21 protein-coding genes and 1 pseudogene are annotated in these 24,841 nt (G+C 39.4%); 7 read left to right on the plus strand and 15 right to left on the minus strand.

Going from position 1 to position 24,841, the window contains the following annotated elements:
* Window positions 1-22: 22 nt before the first annotated feature.
* Both D172_RS09660 and D172_RS09665 read right to left on the minus strand, forming a co-directional pair.
* Window positions 23-1,048, minus strand: a complete 1,026-nt coding sequence (locus D172_RS09660; RefSeq protein WP_007375338.1) for an energy transducer TonB — start codon at window positions 1,046-1,048, stop codon at window positions 23-25.
* Window positions 1,049-1,228: 180 nt separating this feature from the next.
* Window positions 1,229-3,136, minus strand: a complete 1,908-nt coding sequence (locus D172_RS09665) for a beta-ketoacyl synthase (RefSeq protein ID WP_007375339.1) — start codon at window positions 3,134-3,136, stop codon at window positions 1,229-1,231.
* 126 nt (window positions 3,137-3,262) lie between these two features.
* On the opposite strand from D172_RS09665, the gene D172_RS09670 reads away from it, so the two are divergent.
* Window positions 3,263-4,273 (plus strand): GlxA family transcriptional regulator, encoded by a 1,011-nt coding sequence (locus D172_RS09670; RefSeq protein ID WP_007375340.1) that lies wholly within the window; start codon window positions 3,263-3,265, stop codon window positions 4,271-4,273.
* A gap of 33 nt (window positions 4,274-4,306) precedes the next feature.
* Here the strand turns inward: D172_RS09670 and D172_RS09675 are convergent, their stop codons facing one another.
* The 3 genes from D172_RS09675 to D172_RS09685 are packed head-to-tail and all read right to left on the minus strand — an operon-like array spanning window position 4,307 to window position 7,339.
* Window positions 4,307-4,819: an MgtC/SapB family protein gene (locus D172_RS09675; protein WP_002960746.1), complete on the minus strand. Its 513-nt coding sequence runs from the start codon at window positions 4,817-4,819 to the stop codon at window positions 4,307-4,309.
* An 8-nt stretch (window positions 4,820-4,827) separates the two neighbouring features.
* Window positions 4,828-5,940 (minus strand): GNAT family N-acetyltransferase/peptidase C39 family protein, encoded by a 1,113-nt coding sequence (locus D172_RS09680; protein WP_007375341.1) that lies wholly within the window; start codon window positions 5,938-5,940, stop codon window positions 4,828-4,830.
* Window positions 5,941-5,944: 4 nt separating this feature from the next.
* Window positions 5,945-7,339: a RimK family protein gene (locus D172_RS09685; RefSeq protein WP_007375342.1), complete on the minus strand. Its 1,395-nt coding sequence runs from the start codon at window positions 7,337-7,339 to the stop codon at window positions 5,945-5,947.
* A 306-nt stretch (window positions 7,340-7,645) separates the two neighbouring features.
* Here D172_RS09685 and D172_RS09690 point away from each other — a divergent pair, with 306 nt between their 5' ends.
* Window positions 7,646-7,984, plus strand: a complete 339-nt coding sequence (locus D172_RS09690) for a zinc ribbon domain-containing protein YjdM (RefSeq protein ID WP_007375343.1) — start codon at window positions 7,646-7,648, stop codon at window positions 7,982-7,984.
* A 619-nt stretch (window positions 7,985-8,603) separates the two neighbouring features.
* On the opposite strand, the gene D172_RS09695 is transcribed toward D172_RS09690, so the two are convergent.
* From D172_RS09695 to D172_RS09705, 3 genes are all read right to left on the minus strand, one after another.
* The gene (locus tag D172_RS09695; protein ID WP_007375345.1) at window positions 8,604-9,533 is read right to left on the minus strand and encodes an alpha/beta hydrolase family protein; all 930 of its coding nucleotides are present in this window, start codon (window positions 9,531-9,533) and stop codon (window positions 8,604-8,606) included.
* Between the two features lie 224 nt (window positions 9,534-9,757).
* Complete coding sequence (locus D172_RS09700) at window positions 9,758-10,648, minus strand: GyrI-like domain-containing protein (RefSeq protein ID WP_007375346.1); 891 nt, start codon at window positions 10,646-10,648, stop codon at window positions 9,758-9,760.
* Window positions 10,649-11,153: 505 nt separating this feature from the next.
* Window positions 11,154-11,621 carry a hypothetical protein gene (locus D172_RS09705; RefSeq protein WP_007375347.1) on the minus strand — a complete coding sequence of 156 codons (468 nt, stop codon included), beginning with the start codon at window positions 11,619-11,621 and terminating at the stop codon, window positions 11,154-11,156.
* A gap of 326 nt (window positions 11,622-11,947) precedes the next feature.
* Between D172_RS09705 and D172_RS21710 the strand changes: the two are divergent.
* Window positions 11,948-12,091, plus strand: a pseudogene (locus tag D172_RS21710) (IS110 family transposase); the annotation flags it as partial.
* A 39-nt stretch (window positions 12,092-12,130) separates the two neighbouring features.
* On the opposite strand, the gene D172_RS09715 reads toward D172_RS21710, so the two are convergent.
* The 6 genes from D172_RS09715 to D172_RS09740 form a co-directional block, all read right to left on the minus strand.
* A complete protein-coding gene (locus D172_RS09715; protein ID WP_007375349.1) occupies window positions 12,131-12,430 on the minus strand; it encodes a type II toxin-antitoxin system RelE/ParE family toxin in 300 nt (99 codons plus the stop codon).
* The gene (locus tag D172_RS09720; RefSeq protein WP_033015021.1) at window positions 12,418-12,675 is read right to left on the minus strand and encodes a type II toxin-antitoxin system Phd/YefM family antitoxin; all 258 of its coding nucleotides are present in this window, start codon (window positions 12,673-12,675) and stop codon (window positions 12,418-12,420) included. The genes D172_RS09715 and D172_RS09720 overlap by 13 nt, the downstream gene beginning before the upstream one ends.
* Window positions 12,676-12,913: 238 nt before the next feature.
* The gene (locus D172_RS09725) at window positions 12,914-13,390 is read right to left on the minus strand and encodes a GreA/GreB family elongation factor (protein WP_007375351.1); all 477 of its coding nucleotides are present in this window, start codon (window positions 13,388-13,390) and stop codon (window positions 12,914-12,916) included.
* A gap of 184 nt (window positions 13,391-13,574) precedes the next feature.
* The gene (gene secF, locus D172_RS09730) at window positions 13,575-14,510 is read right to left on the minus strand and encodes a protein translocase subunit SecF (protein ID WP_007375352.1); all 936 of its coding nucleotides are present in this window, start codon (window positions 14,508-14,510) and stop codon (window positions 13,575-13,577) included.
* Entirely contained in the window at window positions 14,503-16,341 is a 1,839-nt protein-coding gene (gene secD / locus D172_RS09735; protein WP_007375353.1) for a protein translocase subunit SecD, read from the minus strand. The genes secF and secD overlap by 8 nt, the downstream gene beginning before the upstream one ends.
* 108 nt (window positions 16,342-16,449) lie before the next feature.
* Window positions 16,450-16,911, minus strand: coding sequence for a hypothetical protein (locus D172_RS09740; RefSeq protein WP_007375354.1), 462 nt, complete (start codon window positions 16,909-16,911; stop codon window positions 16,450-16,452).
* 101 nt (window positions 16,912-17,012) lie between these two features.
* On the opposite strand from D172_RS09740, the gene D172_RS09745 reads away from it, so the two are divergent.
* The 4 genes from D172_RS09745 (at window position 17,013) to D172_RS09760 (ending at window position 23,446) form a co-directional block, all read left to right on the plus strand.
* Window positions 17,013-18,791, plus strand: a complete 1,779-nt coding sequence (locus tag D172_RS09745) for an ABCB family ABC transporter ATP-binding protein/permease (RefSeq protein WP_007375355.1) — start codon at window positions 17,013-17,015, stop codon at window positions 18,789-18,791.
* Between the two features lie 240 nt (window positions 18,792-19,031).
* Window positions 19,032-21,110, plus strand: coding sequence for a M13 family metallopeptidase (locus D172_RS09750; protein WP_007375356.1), 2,079 nt, complete (start codon window positions 19,032-19,034; stop codon window positions 21,108-21,110).
* 258 nt (window positions 21,111-21,368) lie between these two features.
* On the plus strand, window positions 21,369-22,082 hold the full coding sequence (locus D172_RS09755; RefSeq protein WP_002959761.1) for a YebC/PmpR family DNA-binding transcriptional regulator: 714 nt from the start codon (window positions 21,369-21,371) through the stop codon (window positions 22,080-22,082).
* 41 nt (window positions 22,083-22,123) lie between these two features.
* Complete coding sequence (locus tag D172_RS09760) at window positions 22,124-23,446, plus strand: protein kinase (protein ID WP_007375357.1); 1,323 nt, start codon at window positions 22,124-22,126, stop codon at window positions 23,444-23,446.
* A gap of 79 nt (window positions 23,447-23,525) precedes the next feature.
* Here the strand turns inward: D172_RS09760 and D172_RS09765 are convergent, their stop codons facing one another.
* Entirely contained in the window at window positions 23,526-24,650 is a 1,125-nt protein-coding gene (locus D172_RS09765; protein WP_007375358.1) for a sterol desaturase family protein, read from the minus strand.
* Window positions 24,651-24,841 lie beyond the last annotated feature (191 nt).

The raw sequence follows: 24,841 nt of genomic DNA on the forward strand, positions 1-24,841 counted from the left end.
ATCATTAACCAATACGTAAAACTTATAAAAAGCTTTCACCGCTTTGCTTAAGTGTAATTGTTTGTGCTTGAGCGCTTTTAATTAATAACCCACAACGCACATCGTTTTGTGAAATTACAATTTTATCAATTGTGCTTGTATCGTAATTTACTACTTTGTTCTCGCATCGTAACTGAACTTTAGTTAGCGGCATTTGCGCTTCAAGTGCTACTTCACTTTTTGACAATAAAGGTAATACAGCCTGCTTAGGCGATAGCTCTATTTGTTGTTTTATATCACCAGAACTTTTATAAATTTTATTAACTTGAGCTAATAACTGTTCCTTATTTTGCTGTGTAAAAGTGATGGATTCAATATTGCCTAACGCATCTATTGCGTCATAGGCACGTACATAATCTTGTTTTGATATAAACCATTGTAATGCATTTTTTATCACACGCTTTTGAATTTGATCTGGTAGGTTACCTCTAAATAAAAACGCTTCGTTGATGTGCTGTTCAAAGCTCTTCCAATCTTGTACAAAATAACTGTGCTGGCTTTTAAGCCATGCAAGCAAAACAATCTCAACCGTATTTTTCGTATGTTCGTTTTCTAATTCATCAATACGGCTTTTAGCTTCATCGTATTTCTTTTCATCAATTAATTTACTAACTTGTTCATAATCATTAAAAAAGCCGCGAGACGCTTTATCATTTGAAAATCCAACATGTAAATTTTGCGAACTTACAGTAATAGTTTTTGCTACAGGTATAGTCTCGCCATTTAATTTTGCACTTTTGTAGTTGAGCTTAGACACGTAGTCCATTGCTTCTCTTTGATACTTTTTTTGACCAGCTGTAGCTACAATTTCGATATCGCTCACTTGGCCGTTTTCATCAACAAGATAACTACTTAAATTAATTCCTTCTAATCGAGACGCACGCGGTGAGGTATTAGTAAGTTGATCGTAATTTTTATTAATCACCTCTGCAGGGACAAAGTCGTCAGCAAACGCAGGGAGTTGAGTAAAAGCAGAAGTTAAAGAAAGCGCTAATATGAGTTTTTTCATCGATTTTATCCATCCTAGATAGTGTTTATATAATAGAAACAAACGATCGACGTAAAAGCAAGTGTAAATACAAAAATCAGTTCATTTAATGAGCTTCACTCAGACAAAACTTAATAGCTAAATATATTTATGGCATTAAAAAAGGCGCTTAAAAAGCGCCTTGCTAACAAGTATGTGTGCTTAAAACATATCTTGATAGGAGTTTGTTGTGCTAAACGTAATTGCTTTTTCAAAGCCTGGTAACTGAATACTTTGCTCGTCTATTACAATGTCGTTGTCGTCAATAAGTCCGTCGCCAAAGCGATAAATAAGCTCGTACTGGCCTAAATCTGCTTGCGTTTGATACGTTTTCTGCGAAGCGCTAACCACACTATTTTTCTGTGTGTAACTAGTCATGACATCATCGCCATGGCGCTTAGCAAGCATTTGCATTGTTACTTTTGGTGAAAGTACAGTCGCTGTTGCATTGTTTCCGCCAAAGCCTTTTGAATTTATAAAAGCAATATCCATATCAGCGCACTCGTGATGGCTATTACGAATATCAAGATGGTCGCTATAAACATCATCAGCAACTTTATCAATTGTGGTAATACCCGGCATAATATTGTGACTAAATATGCCTAACGCAATCGCTAACTGGTCACCACTTGCAGGTGCAATAGTATGGCCAACATACGCTTTTGGCGCTGTTACTTTCCAGTTATCAATAGCAAACGTTTGTGCTACTTTGTGATAAATCAAAGACTCTGTTACACGGTTTTGCGGTGTACTAGAACCATGGGCTAAAATAAAGCTACGTTCTTGCAGTGCTTCTTTACCTAATAAGCTGCTAGCAAGTGCGGCTGATTTTGCCATTGTAATATAGTTACCAGGGCCAGGTGATGTAATCGACTTTTTAACGCCATCTGCATTTACAAACACATCCGGTACGCTGCCCATAATATCAGCGCCCAACTCAAGGGCTAAAGCATCATCCATTAAAATAGCAACTTGCGCGCCTTCACCTAATGTAAAGCCACAGTTATCGCCAAATGGGCGGCTGCTATTACGGTAATCTGGTTCTTCATCATTTGATAAGTTATCTAAACGGCGCAAACCTTCAACGTTTGCAAGTGCGCTCATGTTACCAAAGCCTTCTACAACTTCTGGTGTAATAGCGCACTCAACACTTGCGACAACCGCAACGCGTGTACGCCCTGCTTGTATGTCATTAACCGCTGCACGTAAATTATATAAAAACGTTGCACAAGCGCCCGAGGTCGAAAATGTAGTCCCTACATTGCCTGTAACATACGCATTAATAAAGTCGGTCGACATTGTATTTAAGCCCAGTGCTAACTGCTTAGTGCTAACACGGTCGCCTTGTTGGCGCGCCTTTACTAAACCACCTAGGCCTTTGTCGTCCATTTGGCCAATTACCGATGCTGAATAGGTACCAATTTTATCTGGCTCTACGCTATTCATAATATGCTGCCAATCAAGCCCTGTTGATTTAATCGCATCGGTAGCTGCAAAAATTGTCGCTTGTAGGCCACGTGGCTGATAGCGACTGTTATACATAACAGACGGATCAAACCCTGTAGGAAATTGCCCAGCAGATTTAATTGGGTTATCGCGTGTTGAGTCGTGCTTTACGTCTAAGTCGGCTGCAATAGTTACTTTAACTTTTTTGCCTTCAAGCTCTTTAACTTGCCAGCTAGCTGGAACAGGTGCAGGTAAGTCGCGAGCACGCGTTTCAAACACAATTGCGTTATCGCTTGATGCGGTTAGTGTCATTTTTTGCTGCCACGGTGTGGCATCGACATCAAAGTGTTCTTTTTCAATTTTACGAATAAGTGTACCAGCAATAATTTGCTCACCAAAGCGTGCTTCTATGTCGCTTTGCTCAACATTATTACCTTGTGTATCTTGTAATTGGCCGTTTACAACGCTTACTAGATTCATCAGTGTGGCGAGGCCTAAAAATGTTTCACTGCGATCTTGAGCATTTAAACTATCTAACACGATACGGCGATAACCTTGATGAAAAGAAGTACGGCCAGCGGCGTTAATGCCACCCATGCCTACTATAACGGGTAATGCTGTCATAATTTACCTTTTAGAAACGTGTTATAAGGAGAAGAGGCAGTTTAAATGGATTATGTACCACGCATTGTGCTTTAATAGCCAAATATCCAGCATAAAAGGCCAAAAGGTACTGGTCGGAGCATTTATATGACTGATAAACACACTAATCCACCACTAAACATTGCTATAGCAGTATATCCGCATTTATTAGTGACTAGTTTAACGCTGCCTATAGAAATGCTAAGAGCCGGCGAGGCCTTTGCTAAAGGGCATCTTGATAAGCAAAGCTTTAGGCCACTTGCTATAAATTTAGTGGCTAAAAATGCAGAATTTATACCCACCCGCGCAGGCCTTGCTATAAATCCTGATTGCATAACAACTAACGCGCCCTACAGCGATTTGATTATAGTGCCGGGTATTTGGCGAAATCCGCGCCCTGTGGTACGTACAAATCAAGAGGTAGTTGATTGGCTAAGCGAAAGCTTTAGTAAAGGCAGTCATATAATTGGTGTAGGTACTGGCAACTGCTTACTAGCTGAGGCAGGATTACTTGATGGCCACCCTGCTACCACCCATTGGCATTACGCCAAACAATTTAGCCATGACTACCCGCAGGTGCACCTAAAGCCCGACTTTTTTATAACCCAGTCAGAGCGAATGTATACGGTGGCCAGCCTTAATGCGCTTGCAGATGTGATCGTGCATATTATTAGCCAATACTACACAAAAGCCGCCGCGCAGCATGTAGAGCGTAATTTTTCGCACGAAATACGCAAACCCTATGAAGATCAACGCTACTTAGAAGGTGCAGTTGACCGCCACCCCGATGAGCTAATTGCGCAAATTCAATTTTGGCTAAAAACTAATTTAGCCACCGAGCTAAACTTGCAAGAAGTTGCTGCCCAATTTAGCTTAAGCTATCGTACTTTTACCCGCCGTTTTAGAGCCGCTACTAACCAAAGCCCAATTGAGTATTGGCAACAACTACGTGTAGAAGGCGCAAAAGAGTTATTAGCATCATCAAATTTATCAATTCAAGAAGTGGCTTTAGAAGTTGGATATAATGACCAAGGGCATTTAACACGCGTGTTTAAAAAAGTATTAAGCCAAACACCCAGCGGCTACAGAAAAGTAGTTAGGAGAAAGTTGTTTGGCTAGTAACTATTTCAATAGCACTAAAAAACGCCACTTTTAGTGGCGTTCTGATTCGTTAAACTCTTTTCGATAGTAACGTTTTTGATAGTTTTTTACTTTAGTGTGTACGCCTTTACTTAAGCTTTTAAATTTAGCTTCGAGTACGTCTACACCGTATAAAATACCGACCACTAGCACCGAGAGTTTTATTGCAGCACCAAGATTTTCGGTCGCTATCATAACGCCTATTGATGCAAGCACCCAGATGGTTGCAGCTGATGTAACGCCAACTACCGCACCATCTTTTGCGAGCATAACGCCAGCCCCTAAAAAGCCAATACCTGTAATTATTTGCCCAACTACACGAGAATGATCTATTACATCCCCTTGTAAATTAAACGCAGTGGATAAAAACAAATACGTACCCAAAGTTATTAACGCAGAGGTACGAATACCTACAGGTTTACCACGCAATTGGCGCTCTATACCAATAATAGCACCGCAAAAAGCCGCAGTACCAATAGCTGCCCACGAATACGGGGCTACATCAATTAAATCTAAAAAAGTCACTGTTAACCTTATATTTTATTAGCTATAGCCACCGCCGTTCTTAAACGTTGGCTACCAAACGCTGACATTTTACTAAAATCACTTCGTGCAATAGGTACATATTGGCAATCTATTGCGAGCTGTTTATCGTTACCGGGCTCACAAAACGGATCGTGAACATACACGCAGTGCTCATCAAGGTGCGTAACACACACCCAATGTGGCGATTTTTTTCCATCAAAACTGTATGTACTAATTAATAACAGCACACTAAAGCCTTTACTTAACCACTGCTCAATATGCTCAAGCTCTACATCTTTATGCGTAAGGGGTATATTTGCCTGTGCAATACCATCTACAAATTGCTGATGCACTGTGGCAAGTACCACTTTTTTATTTTCGTTGCGTACGCCATCTAAAAATAAAGGCTCGGTGGTATTAACCATTACCTCGCTTTTAAAGCCCCGCTTATTAGCCCCAAGTGCCAAACCAAACGGATGGCAACCACCATGACCCGATGTCATAAAAATGGTGGTACCTTCACGCCAAAGCGCAAGTTCATGTGATTGGCTAAGCTCAGTTGTTGGCTCAAGTGCCCCCATTGCCATTAATAGCGCAGCAGGTCCGCACGTAAACTCGGTAGTTTGCTGATACCACGGCGTTAAACGCGCCACTTTTAACTCACTTGTTTGTCGAATGTTTTTTTGCATTCGTAGTGCGTCACTGTGGTCATCGTAATAATCGCTATATTGACCAAACACTCTGTAACCCAAGCTTTTATAAAGCCCTATCGCACCTTCGTTATTTACAGCCACCTCTAAACGAAGGTAAATACGCCCACGCTCACACGTTTCTTTTTCAAGGCTAGTAAGCAGTGCCTTTGCAACGCCCTTACCTTGCATTGTGGGTTTTACAGCAAGCGAATATAAACGCGCTAAACGCGTCCCTTTATGGCACCACACTAATCCATATCCACATACTTGCTCGCCATTTTGGGCAACGAGTAAAATACCGTGTTTTGCACTAAGCCAGCGTTTTAGACTACGCGGACTTAATTTATCGTTATTAAAGCAAGCATTTTCAACGTCAATCAGTGCATTTAAATCACTGCTAAGCGCCTTTCGAATAACAAGGTTGCTCATGTTATTACCCACGGCCTCGTGCTTCTAAGCGTTGTTTAAACTCATCCATAATGATCATGTATAGCTCGTCGCCTAAATAGCCGTCTTCTACCTTGTGATCAATACTTGGGTTGTCGTTTACTTCAAGTACATATGCTTTGCCTTGATGCTCTTTAACATCTACGCCATATAAACCCCTACCTACTGTTTTACTGGCTTTTAATGCTGCATCTAATACCGCTTTTGGTAACTCAAAGGTTGCTAATGTTTCAAAGCCACCAGAGAAAAAACGTTTCGCGTCGTGGTTATAAATTTGCCAATGGTTACGCGCCATTAAATAGCGGCATGCATAAATTGCACGGCCATTTAACACACCCACTCGCCAATCGTATTCGGTATACATGTACTCTTGTGCAAGCACTAATGCGCTAAACTCAAACAGCTCTGTAAGCTTAGCGGCAAGCTCATCACGGTTTGAAACTTTAAACACACCTTTTGAGAACGACCCTTCAGGCATTTTTAAAACAAGCGGATACGTAAACGCTTCTTCTAATTGCTCAAGCGTTTCATTTGCTTGATCAGCTACTACAAGCGTTTTTAAACTTGGCACTTTTTGATAATTAAACGCATCGTGTAAATACACTTTATTACAACAACGTAAAATAGACTCAGCATCGTCAATAACCACTAAACCAAGGCTTTGCGCTTTGCTTGCAAGGCGATACGTTGGATGGTCAATCGCTGTAGTTTGGCGAATAAATAACGCATCAAACTGGGCAATGTTATCAATTTCGTCAAAGCTTAATGCTTGTGCATTAATACCGTGTTTAGCCGCTGCTTTAATAAAGCGTGCAATGGCGTCTTTATCACTCGGTGGTACTTTTTCGTTATGATCAACAAGTATTGCCATGTCCCATCTAAAACGACGTTGCACCGCACCAATTCGCCACTGCGTTTTAGTAAAGTTATCTAGCTTGGCTACAAATTCGCTGTACTGTTGCTCGCTTAAAGACGACAAAGACCCTTGTTGCAATAAGCCTTGCTCATCAACAAATAAAATAGGCGCCGGGTATTGGTTAAATACCGACTTTGCCGCTTTTGATTGTAAATCGTTTTGGGCATTACCAAAGTAAAGTGTGCCATCTATTTGGCTCACATTTAACATAGGAGCTTGGCCACTACGAAGTGCATTAATGGTTTTTACACTGGGTAAAACTTGGTGCTTGCGCGCCTCTGCAAGTAATGAACAATAGTAACCTTTGCTCAAGTATTGGCTTGAGTCGCACAGATTAATAATGCGTGTTTTTGGCTCATTTTGTTTTGGGTAATCACGTAAATAAGTATTAAACGTAATTACATTTTCGAACGATTGAGCAAGCGTTTGCTCGTTGTTATCAACCACAATTAAGGTTTTAAACACGACTTTTCCTAGTTAAGTCAAAATATAAAAAGCATGCTTAAGTAACATTACTAAGCATTATAAATAGAAACACCCATCGTACTAAGTGGGCATTGCGCGAATCACTTAATACGATGGGTGCTTTAACAGGTACCTACTGTACGAGTTAGCGCTTAAATTGCTTAAGCGACATGTGCTTTATATGCCCTTTTTTTAAAACGCACAAACGAGATATTTTTAGCGTGAAGATGAAAAATATTGATTAACTATATTTTCCACCTAATGCAGATTAAAATACGCAAAACAGTACGTTATAAGAGTTTAAAAATGTCGCTACCTGCTTGCCCAAAATGCCAATGTGAATATGTTTACGAAGACCAACAACTGCTTATTTGCCCCGAGTGCGCCTATGAGTGGAACCCAAATAATACAAACGATGAAGACGCTATTTTAGTTAAAGATGCCAACGGCGCATTACTTAATGATGGCGACAAAGTGACAGTAGCCAAAGATTTAAAAATTAAAGGAAGCTCGCAAGTAATTAAAATTGGCACCAAAGCGGTAGTTAGAAGAGTACTTGATAAAAAAGATCACGAACTTGATTGTAAAGTAGAAGGCATTGGCGAAATGATGGTAACTGCTAAGTTTGTGAAAAAGGCGAACTAAAATAGGATAACCTGAACTCTGGATAATAAATCTATCTCAAGCAGCTATTTTCAGCGCTAACTACGTTGAATTTACTTGCAATAAGCTAGCTATTGACGCGTAAATTCGCTTTGTTTTCACTGAAAATCTCTGCTTGGAGAAAATAAATTTAAATATCACCATTATTCAATACGTTAGTAAATCTCTTAACCAGAGTTCAGGTTAGGATAGTTAAAACACAGGTGTTAGATGAAAAATAATAATAAAAAATTTACCCAAGGCTTGAAGTCTGTTATTAAAGTTTGCAATTAGAGCCTGTAATCGATTTTGTGTAACGGCTATTAGTTGGTGAATATCTAAAAGCCCCTCACACAATTAATAAAGTGAACCATCGCTTAAGTATGTTTTAGCATTCAATCCCCTCACCGTAATGAGGGGATATTCTTAGCGGATCTGACTAATCATCAGGTTAAAGTGAGCTTTAGTTATTACTGTAAACTTAGAGCGTGCTGTTATACATATATTCTAAAAGTTATTTTTCATTTTGCCGTAACTTCACATATTAAGACACTTTTAGAAGATATTTACTTCGCTAAACAAGAAGGTGAATTTTTCGTATCACCTTCACACAACTTGAATACTAGGTATCTGTTTTAGCTAAACCATTTCTATAAATAAAGCTAAATATATGCCCGAGTATTTCTTTGTGTATTTTTATGCGATCGACACCGTCTCGATCCTTGCACAAATATACGCCTTTTACTTTACGCTCTGAGTCACATTTATCAATGTATACAAAATGACCTGCGTTTTGTTCAATACCGACTAAATTCGCACCTTGAATATGCTCCGCATAATATTTGGAATGTGTGCTGTACGGTAGAAAGTCATTCTCTATGGAGCCTAAAATTAGGGTAGGAACATTTATGTTAGCTAGGCTCTGTTCGCTAACGGCATGCCCTAAGGCCGGATCTAAGGCAATAACAGCTGCAACTCGCTCGTCTTGCATTTTTTCTTGTAGCAAACCAATCTTTTTTAACATATCTTTATTCATTGGCTTACGCTTATTTTGCTGTCCATAGTCACAGCCTCTATCATCTTTTGCCTTCTCTAACGAGCAATAAGCTTGCGACTTACCTTCCTCTAAAATAGCTCCCGCCATTGCTAAAGAGGTAAAGCCGCCCGAAGAATGACCAAACATTATTACATTGTCCGTTTTAAGCGAGGTATTAAATAGCCCGCTTTCAGATAAACTATCAATTGCAAAACTTACATCTTCAGATCGCTGCCAGAAGCGCATAGCCGAACCCGGATCAATGTTTTGAGCTCCATAAACCCATGACTCACCAAAATGTGCAACTCCAGCAACAACCCAGCCTTGTGATGCCAATGCATAGCCCAGCCAGTTCATTTCACGGGGAGAACCAAATGCTCCGTGAGAAATAATCGCAACCCGCTGATTTTTTTGCTTGGGTGATAAGCAGACCTTTGCTTCGCAAAGCTCTGCACCACCTTGATACCAAAACTTGATTTTAACGGGTCGATTAACTTTGTGGTTAAAAAAATCCACTTCTGTTGCCTTAAGCTCCGTAGCACTGCCAGAAAGGGCTTGAGTACTGAAAAAAAGAATAAATAACATAATGCCGGCACAACAAAGTCTAGTTATATTTAGGTTCATAGTTCTCTCTATTTATTTTTAATTGTACATTCTATACCTAAAATATACGTGCATTATTAAGACTGAGCTGTGCAGAAAGTGCGGTTTTTTTAAGAAACGCCATTTTTAGCCTAATGTTAACTTTTCTTTTTTTCAGCAGAGTTTTCTACTGCAAAATACAGCTCCGTTTTAAGTTCTTCAGACTTAGTTTCCATTGGGTTATTCAGATATAGCTGCACAATTTGTTGATCTTTAAGCTTGATGCTATTAGGTAGTACCCATTGGGCATAAATCTGCGAAATAGTTTGCCACATGCAATCGTGTGGCCCTGTATGTGTAAAACAGACCCATCGGCCTGCCTGCCACTTAAAAGTTTCTAATTTCGCATGGTGGGTAGAGAGTCCCTCAACAAAGCCAGCAAAAAAACGGCTTTCTGTCTGCTCGCCTGCCCACGGATTATCAACAGAAACACCAATAGGCTGTAACTCTGTATAACTTAAAAGCTCAGCCATAGTACCTAAGCGCCCAAATAGTTCTCCAGCCACTGTTGAGAAAGATTGCTCATTAAAACCTTTACCATAAAAACCGAATACTTTTCGCTCAGGTAATGTTTTCCAGACGGGTAATAATTTTTGATCAGTTTTTAGTTTCCTAGGCTTTAGGCTACCAGCACGGCCATTGTTCGGTAAATTCCCTTGAATTATATCGCTTGGCGTAACAGAGAAGTTCTTTTTAAACACCCTTGAAAAAGATGAAGGAGAATCATAGCCGACGCTAAGAGCAACATCGATAATATTGTGGTTTCCCTGTTTAATTAAATATAAGGCTTTTTCGAGTTTATGCCGCTGAATAAACTCACCCAACTGGTAACCTGTCGCCGCAAAAAATATGCGATTAAAGTGATACTTAGAGAAGCCTGTATAATTTGCCAAACTATCCAAGCTAATAGCCTGATCGCTATGATCATAAATATACTGTCCGACTTGGCTAATGATTTTTGCGTTTTTGTTCTTTGAAGTATCTATCACGGTATTGACCCAACTTCCACAGTGTAAATTCTAACAGTCATATCACTTAACTGTATGCAAACGAGCCAGTTGATTAACTCACTTAAATTTATTTTTATTAATGTCTCAACCATAGACGAGTTCCTCTTTTGGTTCAATCAGATACGCCGTGAAATATTAAAAGAGGATTGGGTGTTGTTTTAATATGGGTTTTAGGTGGTGTTAAAGTACTTATTTGAGGTGATATTTATAGGTGTTATCCTAATTAGTTTCGTACTTTATCTAAAGGAAAGCAGGCCCTATACAGTCAAGTCGTTTGCCATTTTGTAGGTGTAGATCAGCTTTTTGCGTGATTCATTATTTATAAAATGCACTCTCCAGACTGTTTTTGTTGATTTTTTCGTAATAATTAGGATGGGAGTAAATACCCCACCGTGCCGCGTCGTGATCGAGACAGAAACTAGACAGACACTTTAATTGAACAAACAAAATCATTCGCCAGATTCAAGGTCCTGTATAAATAATATTAGTTATAAAGCAATGCACTAAAAAACTCAGTTCTTTTGTGACCTAGGTACTCAAGATAATTCTTCATATCAGACTGAAGAGGAATATTATGCTCACCAGAACGAAAAACTTCAGTGCGGATAACAGATAAATAATTATGATAATCCCAAAGTACTTTAAGGGTAGTACAATATTCCAAGCTCTCTTGGCTGTCAGTAAATTTACCATCGTGATTAGTCAAAAACACTTTCGCATCACTATATGCATGGCCATTAGCTTCTATATCTTTGCTGACACCATCAATTGCACTAATTAACAAACCACCTGCACTAAAATACTTTATTCCTTCTTCCAGGTGCGCTTGTTTTAGCCTTAGATTTTCTTTTTGAAACTCTCGGTCAAAGTTGTGGCGATTAGAAATAAGGGTAAATAAACCAGCCAACAACGCTCCAACACATACACCAGCTAATGGTAGAAAATCAGACATGAATACTCCTTTATGCATAACAAGCCTGTAAATTAACTCGTTTTCTTATTTTTTAATCAACAATCCATATCTGAGTTCCTATTTTTGTTCAATCTATTACTGTACTTTTACGCAGGATATGAAAAGTGTTTACTGTTGTTATAATTGGCATTTTAGAAGGTATTTAAGTGGCTTTTATTTAGGCTAAAATGGCTTACCTCAAAATTTTTAGGCAGGCATTTGTTGATCGGGCAGGATTATTTGTACGTTATTCATTTGGGCAACGTTTCGTTACTTGGCCACTATAATTGGCCGCAAGAAGGAAAAGAAAAGCTCCATAATATATCATCAGATCAATGGCATTTAAGTGGATACAAATCCTATTTAGGCGCTGGAAAACACATACGCCCTACGATGAATCAACTTACTTAACTGCATTGAAAAGTAAGGGTTCACCGCTGTTAAAATTTGCGGTGGAAAGTGAGCTTTAGCGCTTGCTGTCCACCTCAGGGCGTGTTGTTAGCTGTATATTACGTTAGCAACAAAAATTTTCGTAAGTCTCGTTCTTGTCTCATTACGTGCAAAATATATACTTTATCGTTATCTTTTTTGTAAAATATACGACAAGGATTCACGACCAGTTCAAGATAATTTAGGTTAGCTAACTCAATTGGTTTTTTACCTGATTCAGGAAAGAGTTCGAGACGTTCAACTTTTTCAAATATTTTGGAAACCAATTTTTTCGCTGACTGCAAATTGCTTAATGCGATATATTCAGCAATATCGTTAAGATCATCCAAAGCTGGATTAGTCCAAATTATTTCAGCCATTTATTCATTTTATCTTTAGCTTCAACATTCGAGATGGTTTCACCACGACTTATCGCCTGCTCTCCTTTTGCAAGAGACTCAAGAATTTGCATACGCTTTTGCATAAATTCATAATCATCAACATCTACTAAGTATGCAGATGGTTGCCCATGTTCAGTTATCAACACAGGTTCTTTAGAGGAATGAAGTTCAGATAATATCTTCGTTGCTTGACGCTTCAATGTTGTTACTAGTTCTACTCTCATAATAATCCCCAAACAGATGTATCACTATAGTAGCACCGAGTAGCCAACTTGGGAAATTCAACTAACGAGGCTGTAAAACCACTAAAATCAATTAAAAAGGGAGCACCTAACGTCAACCCTGCTCATTTTTAAACTATTAGGTACTTTTCATTATATGCCTTTGTACAAATTGAAATACACACCACGTCAGGTATTAAAGCATTGACGTAGGTCGGATGGCGCTTCACTTAAAAAAGCTTTATAAAATCTCTACCACCACATATTCGTTGGCTTTACCTGCAATTGTTAACGTAATTTCATCATCAATCTGTTTATTTAATAACTGCTTACCCATTGGTGCGCTGGGTGTTACAACAGCAATTGCATGTTGTTTAACATTTACTGTTAAACCACCAGCGGCTGGGCCTAAATAAAACCACTTTTGCGCTGCGTTATCATCTTCTAAACATACCAACGAACCGATAGCTATTTTGTCGGTTGGCTTTTCGTTAAAGGCAGGCTCAAACAATTCTATGCTTTTATAGCAATCGTTTACGCGCTGGGCTTGGCCTTGTGCTAAATAAGCGGCTTCGAGCCCGAGGGTATCGTATTTATTTTCGGCTATGTTTTCTTCATGTGTGGCGGTGTCGTGCGCGGTTTTTGCCGCTACTTTTGCTGTTGTAAGCTGTGCTTCTAGCGCAAAACGAAGATGTTCGATAACGTGGGTTTTATTCATGGGGATTAATACAATACAGGCAGTAAAAATAAGGCAGTTAGTTTAACATTTTTGCGAGGCTTAAAACCATTATTTTAAACCCCGCAAGTTTGCTGGGAATACTAGCGGGGCTTAAATTAGCATTAAACTAGCAAAGAGCCATTGATTGATTGGTGCAGCTCTTTGCTTATCCTTTATTAAAACCTTATGGCATATCTAATAATGTTTGCGTGTGGGCATCTACTTTAACTTCGTAGTTTTTAGCGCTTAAGCCCAATAGCTCTGGCAAGGTTGCCGCTATACAAATAGACGAGAACGTACCCACTACAATGCCGGTAAATAATGCAATAGCAAAGCCTTGCAGTGGTGCGCCTGCAAGTAACCAAACGCTGGCAACCGTTGCAAGTGTGGTACCCGACGTTATTAAGGTACGTGTTAGCGTACTTTTAATCGCATTATTAATAATAGTCGCTGGGCTAAGTACATTGTTCGATTGAACACGTAAAAGCTCGCGCACTCTATCCCCTACTATTATTGAGTCGTTAAGTGAGTAACCAATAATAGCCAGTAAGCTGGCCAGCACGGTTAGGTTAAACTCAATTTGTAATAGTGAAAATAACCCAAGAACGAGTATTAAATCGTGTATTAGCGCTACCACAGAGCCTACCGCTAATCGCCATTCAAAACGCACTGCAAGGTAAATCATTACCGCAATCATTGCAGCAAACATGGCTAAACAGCCTTGATCAAATAACTCATCGCCTACTTGTGAGCCAATATAAGCTGACGATAATACCTGTGCGTTTATATCATCGTTTTGTGTAACAGCGCTTTGCCAATCAAGGCTATTAGCTGTTGTTGATGCACTTGGTGCTTCTCTTAATTGAAAATGACTATTACCTTGCGCGGTTAGCTCAAACTCACAGTTGTGATTTTTAGCAATAAACGATTGAAGCTCTTTTAGTTCAACACTTTGGCTGGTTGTAAACTCAGTTAAATAACCGCCGGTAAAATCTAGGCCAAAATTTAGACCTTTTTGCGTAAGCGTAAATACGGATAGCAGCACTAATATGGCGCTTAAAAGCATGCCTATAAAACGTAAACGTGTACCCTTTTCACCTTTCAAAAAAGTGTTAAGCATGTGCTTTTACTCCTGCTTTTTTACCCATTTTTAAATACAACGTTTGGCTTAATATTTTTGATACGTACACACCTGTAAATACAGACGTTAAAAGTCCCAGTGCTAATGTAATGGCAAAACCTTTAACGGGCCCGTAGCCTATGCCGTATAAAATAAGTGCGGTGATCATGGTGGTTATATTGGCATCAAATATTGTATTTGCGGCTTGTTTATACCCCTCTTGAATAGCTTGATATGGTGCACGGCCTTGGCGACGTTCTTCTTTAATGCGTTCAAATATTATTACGTTAGTGTCTACCGCCATACCTATGGTTAGCACCAAGCCTGCAATACCCGGCAGCGTTAACACAACCCCTGGTAATAATGACATTAAGCCCACCAGCGACGTTAAATTTAATATAAGTGCTACGTTTGCAATAAGGCCTAAACGGCGGTACCAAAGCGCCATAAATGCAAGGGTAATACCCATACCTAACATAAGCGCGGCTAAGCCATTACTAATATTTTCGCTGCCGAGGCTTGGCCCTATTGTTTGTTCGTGCACAATTGTAACGGGCGCTGTAAGCGAGCCTGCACGTAATAACAATGCCAGATCGGCTGCCGCTTGTTGGCTTTTCATATTGGTAATACTAAAACGCGAACTTAAATGCTGAGCAATATTGGCAACGTTAATAACTTCGCTTTTTTTAACTACTTCACCTTTAGCATTTTGAGAGTACTCAGAGTAAACCGTCGCCATTGGCTTACCAATATTGGCTTTTGAAAACGCCGACATTGCATCACCACCTTGGCCGTCTAGGCTTAGTTGTACCAATGGTTTACCCCAATCGTCGCGGCCTATGTTTGCATTATTAATATGGTCCCCTGTAAAAATTGGCACAGGATCGAGCTTTATCGTTCCGCCCGATTGCATATTAAATGTTTGCCCGCCAATTTCTTTTAATTGATAAAATCCAAGCGATGCGGTTGCACCAATAATACGTTTTGCTTCGGTTGGATCTTGCACGCCTGGTAGCTCTATACGAATGCGATGTTTGCCTTGTTGCTGTGTTACCGCTTCAGTAATACCTAACTCTTCAATACGTGAACGAAGGGTTGTAAGTGTTTGCCCCATAACCTCTTTATCAAAGCTGCTGCGCCCTTGCTCTGAATAACTAAATTTGGCAGTTTTAACGCTGCCGTTATTACTTGTTACAACGGCTAAATTAGCAAATCGGCTTTTTAGCTCTTCAATAACAGGGGTTAACTTGTCGGTTGCATTAGGCAATGCGTTTATTTCAAACCCGTGCTGAGTTTGCTGCGCTTTTACGCCATGTGCTTTTTGTTTAATAATGATTGATTTAGCTTGTTGATACGCACTGACTAATTGCTCATCAACGGCTTTATCTAAATCTACGTCTAGTACAAATAGCACACCGCCATTTAAATCAAGGCCCAGCTTTATTGGTGATAAACCAAAATCTTGTAACCATGTTGGGCTGGTTGCATGCTCAACAATTTTAACTTGCGTGTTTGGATATTGCGCTTTTATAGCCGCTTGCGCCTGAGCGCTTTTAGTTGGCTCGTTTAAAAGTATATTAATAGTGGATTGCTTATCTAAACCCTGCTCAACCTCTAGCCCTTGTTTATTTAAAAAAGTAACTAGCGTTTTAGTGCTCGGTAAAGATTGCGTTTCGCTGTGCGGCGTACTACTTACGTGCAACCACGATTTATTTGGATATAGGTTTGGTAATGCGCTGATAGCTAATAAAACCAATACAATTAGCATGGCTATATAGCTTAATTTGAACTTAGCCGTAGACGGCTTTTTATCTTTTTTAAAACTTAACATGTTGAATCCTTATTGCCAGCAAAGCTAGCAACGTACTTTTTAAAAGCACAATTAATCTGCAGGCTAAAACTTTAAAAGTTAAAACCTAATAAAATTAAATAAGGAAAATTAAGCGTGGTAGGTAGTTACAGCTTTGTAGAGTAAATTAACGTCTTTCCAGCCACTCAAACGCGACTTTTTACTATTAGTTACAAGCGTATACCAAGGCTGTATAGGATTAATCGCTCTTGGTGGTAAGAATATATGCCTAACAAGATTTTGAGCAAAAAATTCAAAAACCACATCGTATTCTGGCTCACTTTGAACAGTGTGCAAAAACAATGATGAATTATTGGCTGTTAACCTTGGTTGGTGCGCGTCAAAATCGGTTTGATGCGTTTTTTTATGCTGCGAAGTATCTACAGACTTACTAATAGACTGTATTTTAGTTAAATCGGCAATATCAGTAAGCGAAACCTGCGTACTAACAGTAATATTTAAATTTTGTGAGGCGCCCATAGCATTGCTCTGCACACTAAAAAGTGCAGCAAGTAGCAAAAAGGCAGTTAAAAACACTCTAAATTTAAACATTCACGTTTTAAAACTAAAATAAGGGATGCGTAGTATATAAGGGCAAGCATTTAAAATACAATGCTTATTAATTAAGTATTTAGTTTTAACAGAGATCACTAATGCGCCCCAGACAAAGCACAGAAAAACGCCCCGACGCCATGAATTTACGCCAAAGTGTAAAAACACTGTGGCCCTACCTTACAAAATTTAAAGGCCGTGTTTTTATCGCACTTTTGGCGCTTATAGGCGCAAAAGGTGCCACTTTGTTGATGCCGTGGGCGCTTAAAGAAATTATAGACTCTGTAGATAAGTCGATTAACCCACTGTTAGTTATCCCCGCTTTATTGTTATTGATGTACGGTGCACTGCGTTTTGCTAGCGTATTTTTAGGTGAAATAAGAGATGCTGTATTTTCTCGCGTAACCGAGCACGCAATGCGTGATATTGGTTTAAAGGTATTTAAGCATTTGCACTCACTTGAGCTGGCTTTTCATTTAGATAGGCAAACCGGCGGCATTAGCCGCGATATAGAACGCGGTACGAGCGGGTTAAGCTTTTTAATGCGTTTTTTAATGTTTAATATTGTACCTACTTTATTTGAAATACTGACCGTTGCAATTATTTTTGGCACGTTGTTTTCTGTTTGGTTTGCGCTTATTACATTATTGGCAGTTGCTATTTATATTACCTTTACTGTGGTGGTTACTCAGTGGCGAAACCGCTTTATTAGAGAAGCAAACGCTGCCGACAACCAAAGTAATACCCGCGCTATAGACAGCCTACTTAATTATGAAACTGTAAAGTATTTTAATAACGAGCAGTTTGAAGCAAAAACGTACGACACCTTTTTAGCAAACTGGGAAAAAGCCCGTTTAAAAAATAGAATGTCATTGCTCGCCCTCAACTCAGGCCAAGCACTTATTATTGCCTGTGCTATTACCGCGTTAATGTGGTTGGGCTCAACCGAGGTAGTTGCAGGCACGCTCTCTATTGGTGAACTTGTGATGATTAACGCGTATATGATTCAATTGTTTTTACCGCTTAACTTTTTAGGTTTTGTGTACCGCGAAATAAGACGCGCGCTAACCGACCTTGAAAATATGCTTGGGCTACTTAACAAAAAGCCACAAATAACCGATGCACTTAATGCTAAAGAGCTCAATATTAGCCAAGGTGAAATAACATTTAACAATGTAAGTTTTAGTTACGATGCGCATCGCCCTATTCTTAATAATCTTAGCTTTAATGTTAAAGCAGGCAGCAAAGTAGCCATTGTTGGTGCCAGTGGTGCTGGTAAAAGCTCATTAGCCCGACTGCTTTATCGTTTTTATGATGTAAGCGCCGGTGAAATTAGTATTGATAATCAAGCTATAAACTCAGTTACACTTAATAGTTTACGAAAAGCCATTGCTATCGTGCCGCAAGACACCGTGTTGTTTAACACCACGATTCGTGAAAATATCGCTTACGGTAGACCATCAGCAAGCGATGCTGAAATTGACGAAGCCATTGCAATGGCGCATTTAAAAGACTTTATAGCGACACTTAATAAGGGTGATAAAACACTGGTTGGCGAGCGTGGTTTAAAAGTATCCGGCGGCGAAAAACAGCGTATTGCCATTGCACGCGCTATTTTGAAAAAATCCCCTATTTTAATTTTTGATGAAGCAACTTCAGCACTCGACTCTCATTCTGAGCAAGCAATACTTGCTGCAATGCGTGAAGTTGCCAGTAACCATACGAGTATTGTTATTGCTCATCGCCTTTCTACTATTACCGATGCAGACACCATTATTGTGCTCAAAGCCGGACAAATTATTGAGCAAGGTAAGCACGATGAGTTACTTACTCTCGCCGGAGAATATGCCCGTATGTGGGAGCTTCAGCATAAAAAATAAATAGAGTGTAACCCCTCTTAGCTCGGATACTTTTAAGTATTCGAGCTAAATAAAGCGTTTATAGAACCTATTAGCCTTTCTGTTTTCTCTTATATTAGTTTTATCGAGCACTGTGGTGATTCACCTCAAAAGGTTTGTTTGTATGATTAATATCAATAACAATCGATAAGTTAAATATTCGTAACAATAAAAATGATTCACTGCTGCTTTAATTCAATCAGTGATACTCAGGAGTAAGTAATGAAAAAGAGTTTAATTGCCGCAGCATTAACTGCCACATTTATTACCGGTTGTTCAGAGCCGCAAACAACAAAAGCAAACGAACAACAACCTAAAGTAGCCACTACAGCAGTAACAGAAAAAGCAGAGTTGGGTAGTTTTGGTGTTGATTTAACAGCCCGTAACGAAGCCGTTAAACCAGGCGATGACTTTTTTATGTATGCCAGCGGCACGTGGTATGACAACTACGAAATGCCTGCAGATAAAACCCGCTATGGTGCATTTTCAGGATTAGCTGAGCGAAGCGAAGACGATGTTAAAGCTATTATTGAAGAAATAGCAGCACGTAAAGATTTAAACGCAGAAGAAAAACTCGTTGCTGATTTTTACAATGCCTATATGGATACCGAAACACTTAATAAACGAGGTGTGGCGCCAATCAAGCCATTATTAAGTGAAATTAATGATATATCGTCAACTGACGATTTAGCTGAGATGTTTGGTAAGTCTTGGTTAACCGGTAATAAAGTCCCTTTTGGCGGCGGCATGTGGTTTAATCGCCTAGACCCTAATAAATATGAAATGTCACTAGGTGCGGGTGGGTTAGGCCTACCCGATCGTTCTTACTACCTTGAAGACGCTGAGCGCTTTGTAAAAACCCGTACAGCTTATGTTGCTCACATTGCTGATATGCTTGAGTTTGCAGGAGTAGAAAATACCGCTGAGCGCGCTCAAGCAATTGTTGATCTTGAAACCAAAATTGCACAAGGTCATTGGCCTCGTGAAAAGCGCCGTAATCGCGACTTAACCCTAAACCAAGTTGAACGTGCCGATTTAAGCACTGCTTATCCTGGCTTTAACTGGGATTTATATTTTGCGCAAACAGGTTATAAAGTACCTCAGTTAAATGTATCTCAGCCTGAGCCAATAAAAGCGATGATTGAGCTAATCAATCAAGAAGATATTGCAGTATGGAAAGACTACCTAACGTATCACGCTATTAGCGGTAACGCAGGTTTACTATCAGAGGACGTATTTAATACTAACTTTGCTTTTTTTGGTAAAGAACTAAACGGACAGCAAGAGCCTCGCCCTCGTTGGAAACGTGCAATCAGTGAAATGTCAGGCACAAGTTCGCTTGGTTTTGCTATTGGTAAAATATACGTAGCGCGTTACTTCCCTGAGTCATCAAAACAACAAATGTCAGAGCTGGTTGAAAACCTTCGAACAGCCCTTGGTGAACGTATTGATAACCTAGAGTGGATGGGCGATGAAACTAAAGTAAATGCGCGCGCTAAACTTGCTGCATTTGTACCAAAAATTGGTTATCCCGATGTTTGGCAGTCTTATGATGGTTTAAGCATTACTAAAAACGATTTAATCGGTAATGTGAAAAACATGCGTGAATTTTTCCATGCAGAAAGTGTTGAAAAAGAGCTACAAAAAACAGACCGTAACCGCTGGGGCATGACGCCACAACGCGTAAACGCTTACTACAATAGCTCGTTTAATGAAATTGTATTTCCGGCTGCGATATTACAACCGCCGTTTTTCGATCCAAATGCCGATCCGGCTGTAAACTATGGCGGTATTGGCGCTGTAATTGGTCATGAAATGGGTCATGGGTTTGACGATCAAGGTTCAAAATCTGACGAAAACGGTGTGCAACGTAACTGGTGGACTGATGCTGACCGCGCTGCATTTGACAAAAAAGCCGATCAACTGGCTGCGCAGTACAGTAAATACGAGCCAATCGAAGGTAATTTTGTTAATGGTCGAAATAGCCTTGGCGAAAACATTGGTGATGTGGGTGGTTTATCAATGGCTTATCACGCGTACAAACTAAGTTTAAATGGTAAAGAAGCCCCTGTTATTGACGGCGTTACTGGCGATCAGCGCTTCTTCCTTGCGTGGGCACAAGTATGGAAAGAAAAACGTACTGAGCAAAGTATGCTTAACCAACTTCGTGGTGGCACACATGCTCCAGGTCGCTTTAGAGCACAGGCGCCACGTAACCACGATGCATGGTATAAAGCGTTTAATGTGAAACCAAGCGATGTGTTATACCTTCCTGAAGATGAGCGTGTACGTATTTGGTAAGTAACACTTACTTTTTATTACTTAGTAAGGCAACCTGTTATACAGGTTGCTTTTTTATTGAATTAAATTTACACATAATAGATATAATTCCAACGTCTAGAACCCTCGATGATCCCATTAATAAAATACAGTTTACATGGCTTTTAAACGTTACCGTTTTAATCTGTTTTAATACTTACTAGCCCTTGAATGCATTTACCTTTAGAATACGCATTATAATTTTATTCTATTATTTACATATATTAAGGCGAAACGCAGATGGGAAGAGCTTACCAAAACAAAAAAGATTCAATGGCTAAGACTGCGGGTGCTAAAACTAAAGTTTATTCTAAGTACGGCAAAGAAATTTATATTTGTGCAAAAAACGGCGGTGTAGATCCAGATGGTAACTTATCATTACGCCGTTTAATTGAACGCGCTAAAAAAGACCAAGTACCAGCACACGTTATTGACCGCGCAATAGACAAAGCAAAAGGCGGCGGCGGTGAAGACTACGCAGCAACACGTTACGAAGGTTACGGCCCTGGTAACTGTATGATTATTGTTGACTGTTTAACAGACAACAACAAGCGTACCTTTGCTGATGTACGTGTTTGTTTTACCAAAGCAAATGCTAAAATTGGCGCTCAAAACTCTGTTTCACATTTATTTGATCACCTTGCTATTTTTGTATTTGACGGTGATGACGACGAAGCAGTACTTGAAGCTCTTATGATGGCTGATGTTGATGTAACTGACGTAGAAGTAGATGACGGTAAAGTTACTGTTTTTGCTCCTCACACAGAATACAACAATACACGTACAGCGCTTGAAGAAATGGGCGTGACTGAATTTGACGAAGACCTAATTAGCTTTGTGCCACAAATTGAAACGCCGATTGAAGGCGAAGACGTTGAAGTTATGGAACGCTTTTTAGCAATGTTAGAAGATTGCGACGACGTACAAAACGTTTACCATAACGCGCAATTCTAAAGAGCAATTTAGTAAGTTAGAACGACTTTAAGCCAACAGCTATGTTGGCTTTTTCATTTTTAGAACATGGTATTAATATGAACTCCCTTAAAGAGCTTAAAAGTGGCAAACTTGTTGGTGCTACTCGCCTGCAATTGGTAGAAGAGCTAACGACATTTCCTGAAGAAATCTTTAGTTTAGCTGACACGCTTGAAGTTCTCGATTTATCAAATAATAACTTATCAACACTACCTGATGAATTTGCCTGTTTAACACACCTGAAGCGTGTGTTTTTATCGTTTAATCAGTTTAAGCATATTCCTGCTGTGCTGGCTAAATGCCCTGCTTTAATTATGGTCGCGTTTAAAGGTAACCAAATTTCTGAATTTGCTTTAAACAACCTGCCAAAAAATATTGAGTGGCTAATACTCACCGATAATACGTTAAACGAATTGCCTGAAGATTTTGGTAATTATACCCAGCTTAAAAAGCTTGCGCTTGCAGGCAATCAACTTAAGCAACTGCCAAGTAGCATGGCGCAGTGTAAAAACCTTGAGCTTGTTAGGCTCTCTGCTAATAACTTAACACACGTAGACGACTGGCTGTTTGAATTACCTAAACTTGCTTGGATTGCGTTTGCCGGTAACGATTTTAATAAAGCTCAGTGCCTTACAAAAAGCTGCTTAGAAAATAAGCCTCTTAACGATTACACACTTAGTCATGTTATTGGCCAAGGTGCATCGGGCGTTATTCATTTAGCGCAAGCAGCTGATAGCGCTGTAGCTATTAAATTATTTAAAGGCGCAATTACCAGCGACGGCTACCCGCTTGATGAAGTAAATTGCTGCTTACAAGCAGGCGATCACGCTAATTTAATTGAAGTACTTGCCTACATTGAGCAAAGTGATCAGCTAGGTTTAGTAATGGAGCTAATAGATAAAAGCTTTGCTAATTTAGGCCGGCCTCCAAGCCTTGAAACCTGTACGCGTGATACCTTTAATGATGATTGTCATTACTCAACTCACGCTATTTTAAAAATTGCACAGCAAATGGTAAGTACCTTACATCACTTGCATGTTCGTAAAGTAAGCCATGGCGACGTGTATGCGCATAACACCATGATAAACAAAGATGCTGATGTATTATTTGGTGATTTTGGTGCAGCCACAAACTTAGCCATGTTAAGTGATTATCAACAAAAGCAAATCGAGTTAATTGAAGTACGTACATTAGGGTGCTTAATTGAAGACTTATTAGGCACAGTAACTGGCGATGATAGACAAAGTGAGCTCTTTGTTAAAATGTCCGATATGGCAAAGTGTGCCATGCAACCTACATTAAATCAAAGACCTACATTTATTGAGTTATTAGCAGAGCTAAAATAAATTTAATATTAATAATATAAGCGAGCAAAATGTAACACCTTGCTCGCTTTTATTTTATGTTTATTCGGATTTTCCGAACTTATTTAGTGCGCTTAAACGGGTAAATCTGTTGTTTAAGCATACCTACTGGCATGTAATCCCCGACTACACCATAGGCTTGTGGCCACTCTTTTTGGCCTTTAACAGCAGTACCAAACACATAATCTAAAAACGAAAAATGTGCAGCGTAATTTCGGTCAATCGCGGCTTTATCTGACGCATGATGCCAATGGTGAAACTGCGGTGTAACCATAAAATACTTTAGCCAACCAAATTTCACACGTACATTTGCATGGTTAAACACAGCCTGCAAACCCACAATTATTACGTACAAACTAATTATTTGCTGTGAAAAACCAAGCACAAATATAGGCGTGAGCACTAAGCTGCGTGTTACGAGTATTTCAAGAATATGCTGGCGAGAGCCCGCTAACCAATCCATTTCTTTAGCACTGTGATGTACGCCATGAAAGCGCCATAATAAAGGGACTTCGTGATAAGCACGATGCACCCAATACTGCATTAAATCAGCCACGAGTATTATTAAAAACAACTGCACTATAAAGGGTGTTTGCTCTATATAACCTTGTACTGTAGATGATACAGCCCAGCCAAAGCCATAATGCACAAAGTGGTTAGTAACGAGTAATACAAAACCAATAATTAAATGATTTACAAAAAAGTGGTTTAAATCGCCTCGCCATTCGCTACGTAATATTTTTTGATCTTTACGATGAGGTAATAACTTTTCAATCACAATAAATATAAGTGTTGAACCGAGTAAATCTAAAATAAACCAATCAAGCCCTATATAAGGTGTATCAGAAGCAAATTCATTTACTTCAACGTTTGGTCCGCCAAACATAATAGCGAGTAAAATAAAAAACCACGCTGTAGCCCCTAAACGCTTATTGGTATTACGTACAAAGTTAAGTAATCCTAAACTGCCCGAGACTAATAATGATGCAAACATAAGCTGACGTAAAAAGTCGACGCTGTAGCTTTTTCTCAGCTCTGGTGTGGTTAAATATTCAGGAAAGTGAAACGCTAATACGCCTAAGCAACTCAGTATTGCTAAAAAGCAGGCTATGTAGCCACTTATGTTGCCCTCACCTATCTGAAGATGATTTGTGCGAAATACTTTTCGCGATAAAGCTCTGATCATTTTTATTATTCCTTGCGTCGTTGAGTTGATTAAATACAACGAAATTCCATTGATTTACACACCCACATATTAACAAAATTTAGGGTATAAAAAATACAAATAGTTCCCTGCTAATTTTGAATTGCAAATATACAGATAAACCAAACGCAAAAAAGCCACGCAATGCGTGGCTTGGTTGGATAAAGCTAAAC

Source organism: Pseudoalteromonas sp. Bsw20308 (genome assembly GCF_000310105.2).
Lineage (GTDB): Bacteria > Pseudomonadota > Gammaproteobacteria > Enterobacterales > Alteromonadaceae > Pseudoalteromonas > Pseudoalteromonas fuliginea.

Bases quoted from the DNA above. Each gene is read 5' to 3' on its own strand.
- D172_RS09660 (WP_007375338.1), bottom strand. From the start codon at position 1,048: ATGAAAAAACTCATATTAGCGCTTTCTTTAACTTCTGCTTTTACTCAA.
- D172_RS09665 (WP_007375339.1), bottom strand. From the start codon at position 3,136: ATGACAGCATTACCCGTTATAGTAGGCATGGGTGGCATTAACGCCGCT.
- D172_RS09670 (WP_007375340.1), top strand. From the start codon at position 3,263: ATGACTGATAAACACACTAATCCACCACTAAACATTGCTATAGCAGTA.
- D172_RS09680 (WP_007375341.1), bottom strand. From the start codon at position 5,940: ATGAGCAACCTTGTTATTCGAAAGGCGCTTAGCAGTGATTTAAATGCA.
- D172_RS09690 (WP_007375343.1), top strand. From the start codon at position 7,646: ATGTCGCTACCTGCTTGCCCAAAATGCCAATGTGAATATGTTTACGAA.
- D172_RS09705 (WP_007375347.1), bottom strand. From the start codon at position 11,621: ATGTCTGATTTTCTACCATTAGCTGGTGTATGTGTTGGAGCGTTGTTG.
- D172_RS09715 (WP_007375349.1), bottom strand. From the start codon at position 12,430: ATGGCTGAAATAATTTGGACTAATCCAGCTTTGGATGATCTTAACGAT.
- D172_RS09720 (WP_033015021.1), bottom strand. From the start codon at position 12,675: ATGAGAGTAGAACTAGTAACAACATTGAAGCGTCAAGCAACGAAGATA.
- D172_RS09725 (WP_007375351.1), bottom strand. From the start codon at position 13,390: ATGAATAAAACCCACGTTATCGAACATCTTCGTTTTGCGCTAGAAGCA.
- secF (WP_007375352.1), bottom strand. From the start codon at position 14,510: ATGCTTAACACTTTTTTGAAAGGTGAAAAGGGTACACGTTTACGTTTT.
- secD (WP_007375353.1), bottom strand. From the start codon at position 16,341: ATGTTAAGTTTTAAAAAAGATAAAAAGCCGTCTACGGCTAAGTTCAAA.
- D172_RS09740 (WP_007375354.1), bottom strand. From the start codon at position 16,911: ATGTTTAAATTTAGAGTGTTTTTAACTGCCTTTTTGCTACTTGCTGCA.
- D172_RS09745 (WP_007375355.1), top strand. From the start codon at position 17,013: ATGCGCCCCAGACAAAGCACAGAAAAACGCCCCGACGCCATGAATTTA.
- D172_RS09750 (WP_007375356.1), top strand. From the start codon at position 19,032: ATGAAAAAGAGTTTAATTGCCGCAGCATTAACTGCCACATTTATTACC.
- D172_RS09755 (WP_002959761.1), top strand. From the start codon at position 21,369: ATGGGAAGAGCTTACCAAAACAAAAAAGATTCAATGGCTAAGACTGCG.
- D172_RS09760 (WP_007375357.1), top strand. From the start codon at position 22,124: ATGTTGGCTTTTTCATTTTTAGAACATGGTATTAATATGAACTCCCTT.
- D172_RS09765 (WP_007375358.1), bottom strand. From the start codon at position 24,650: ATGATCAGAGCTTTATCGCGAAAAGTATTTCGCACAAATCATCTTCAG.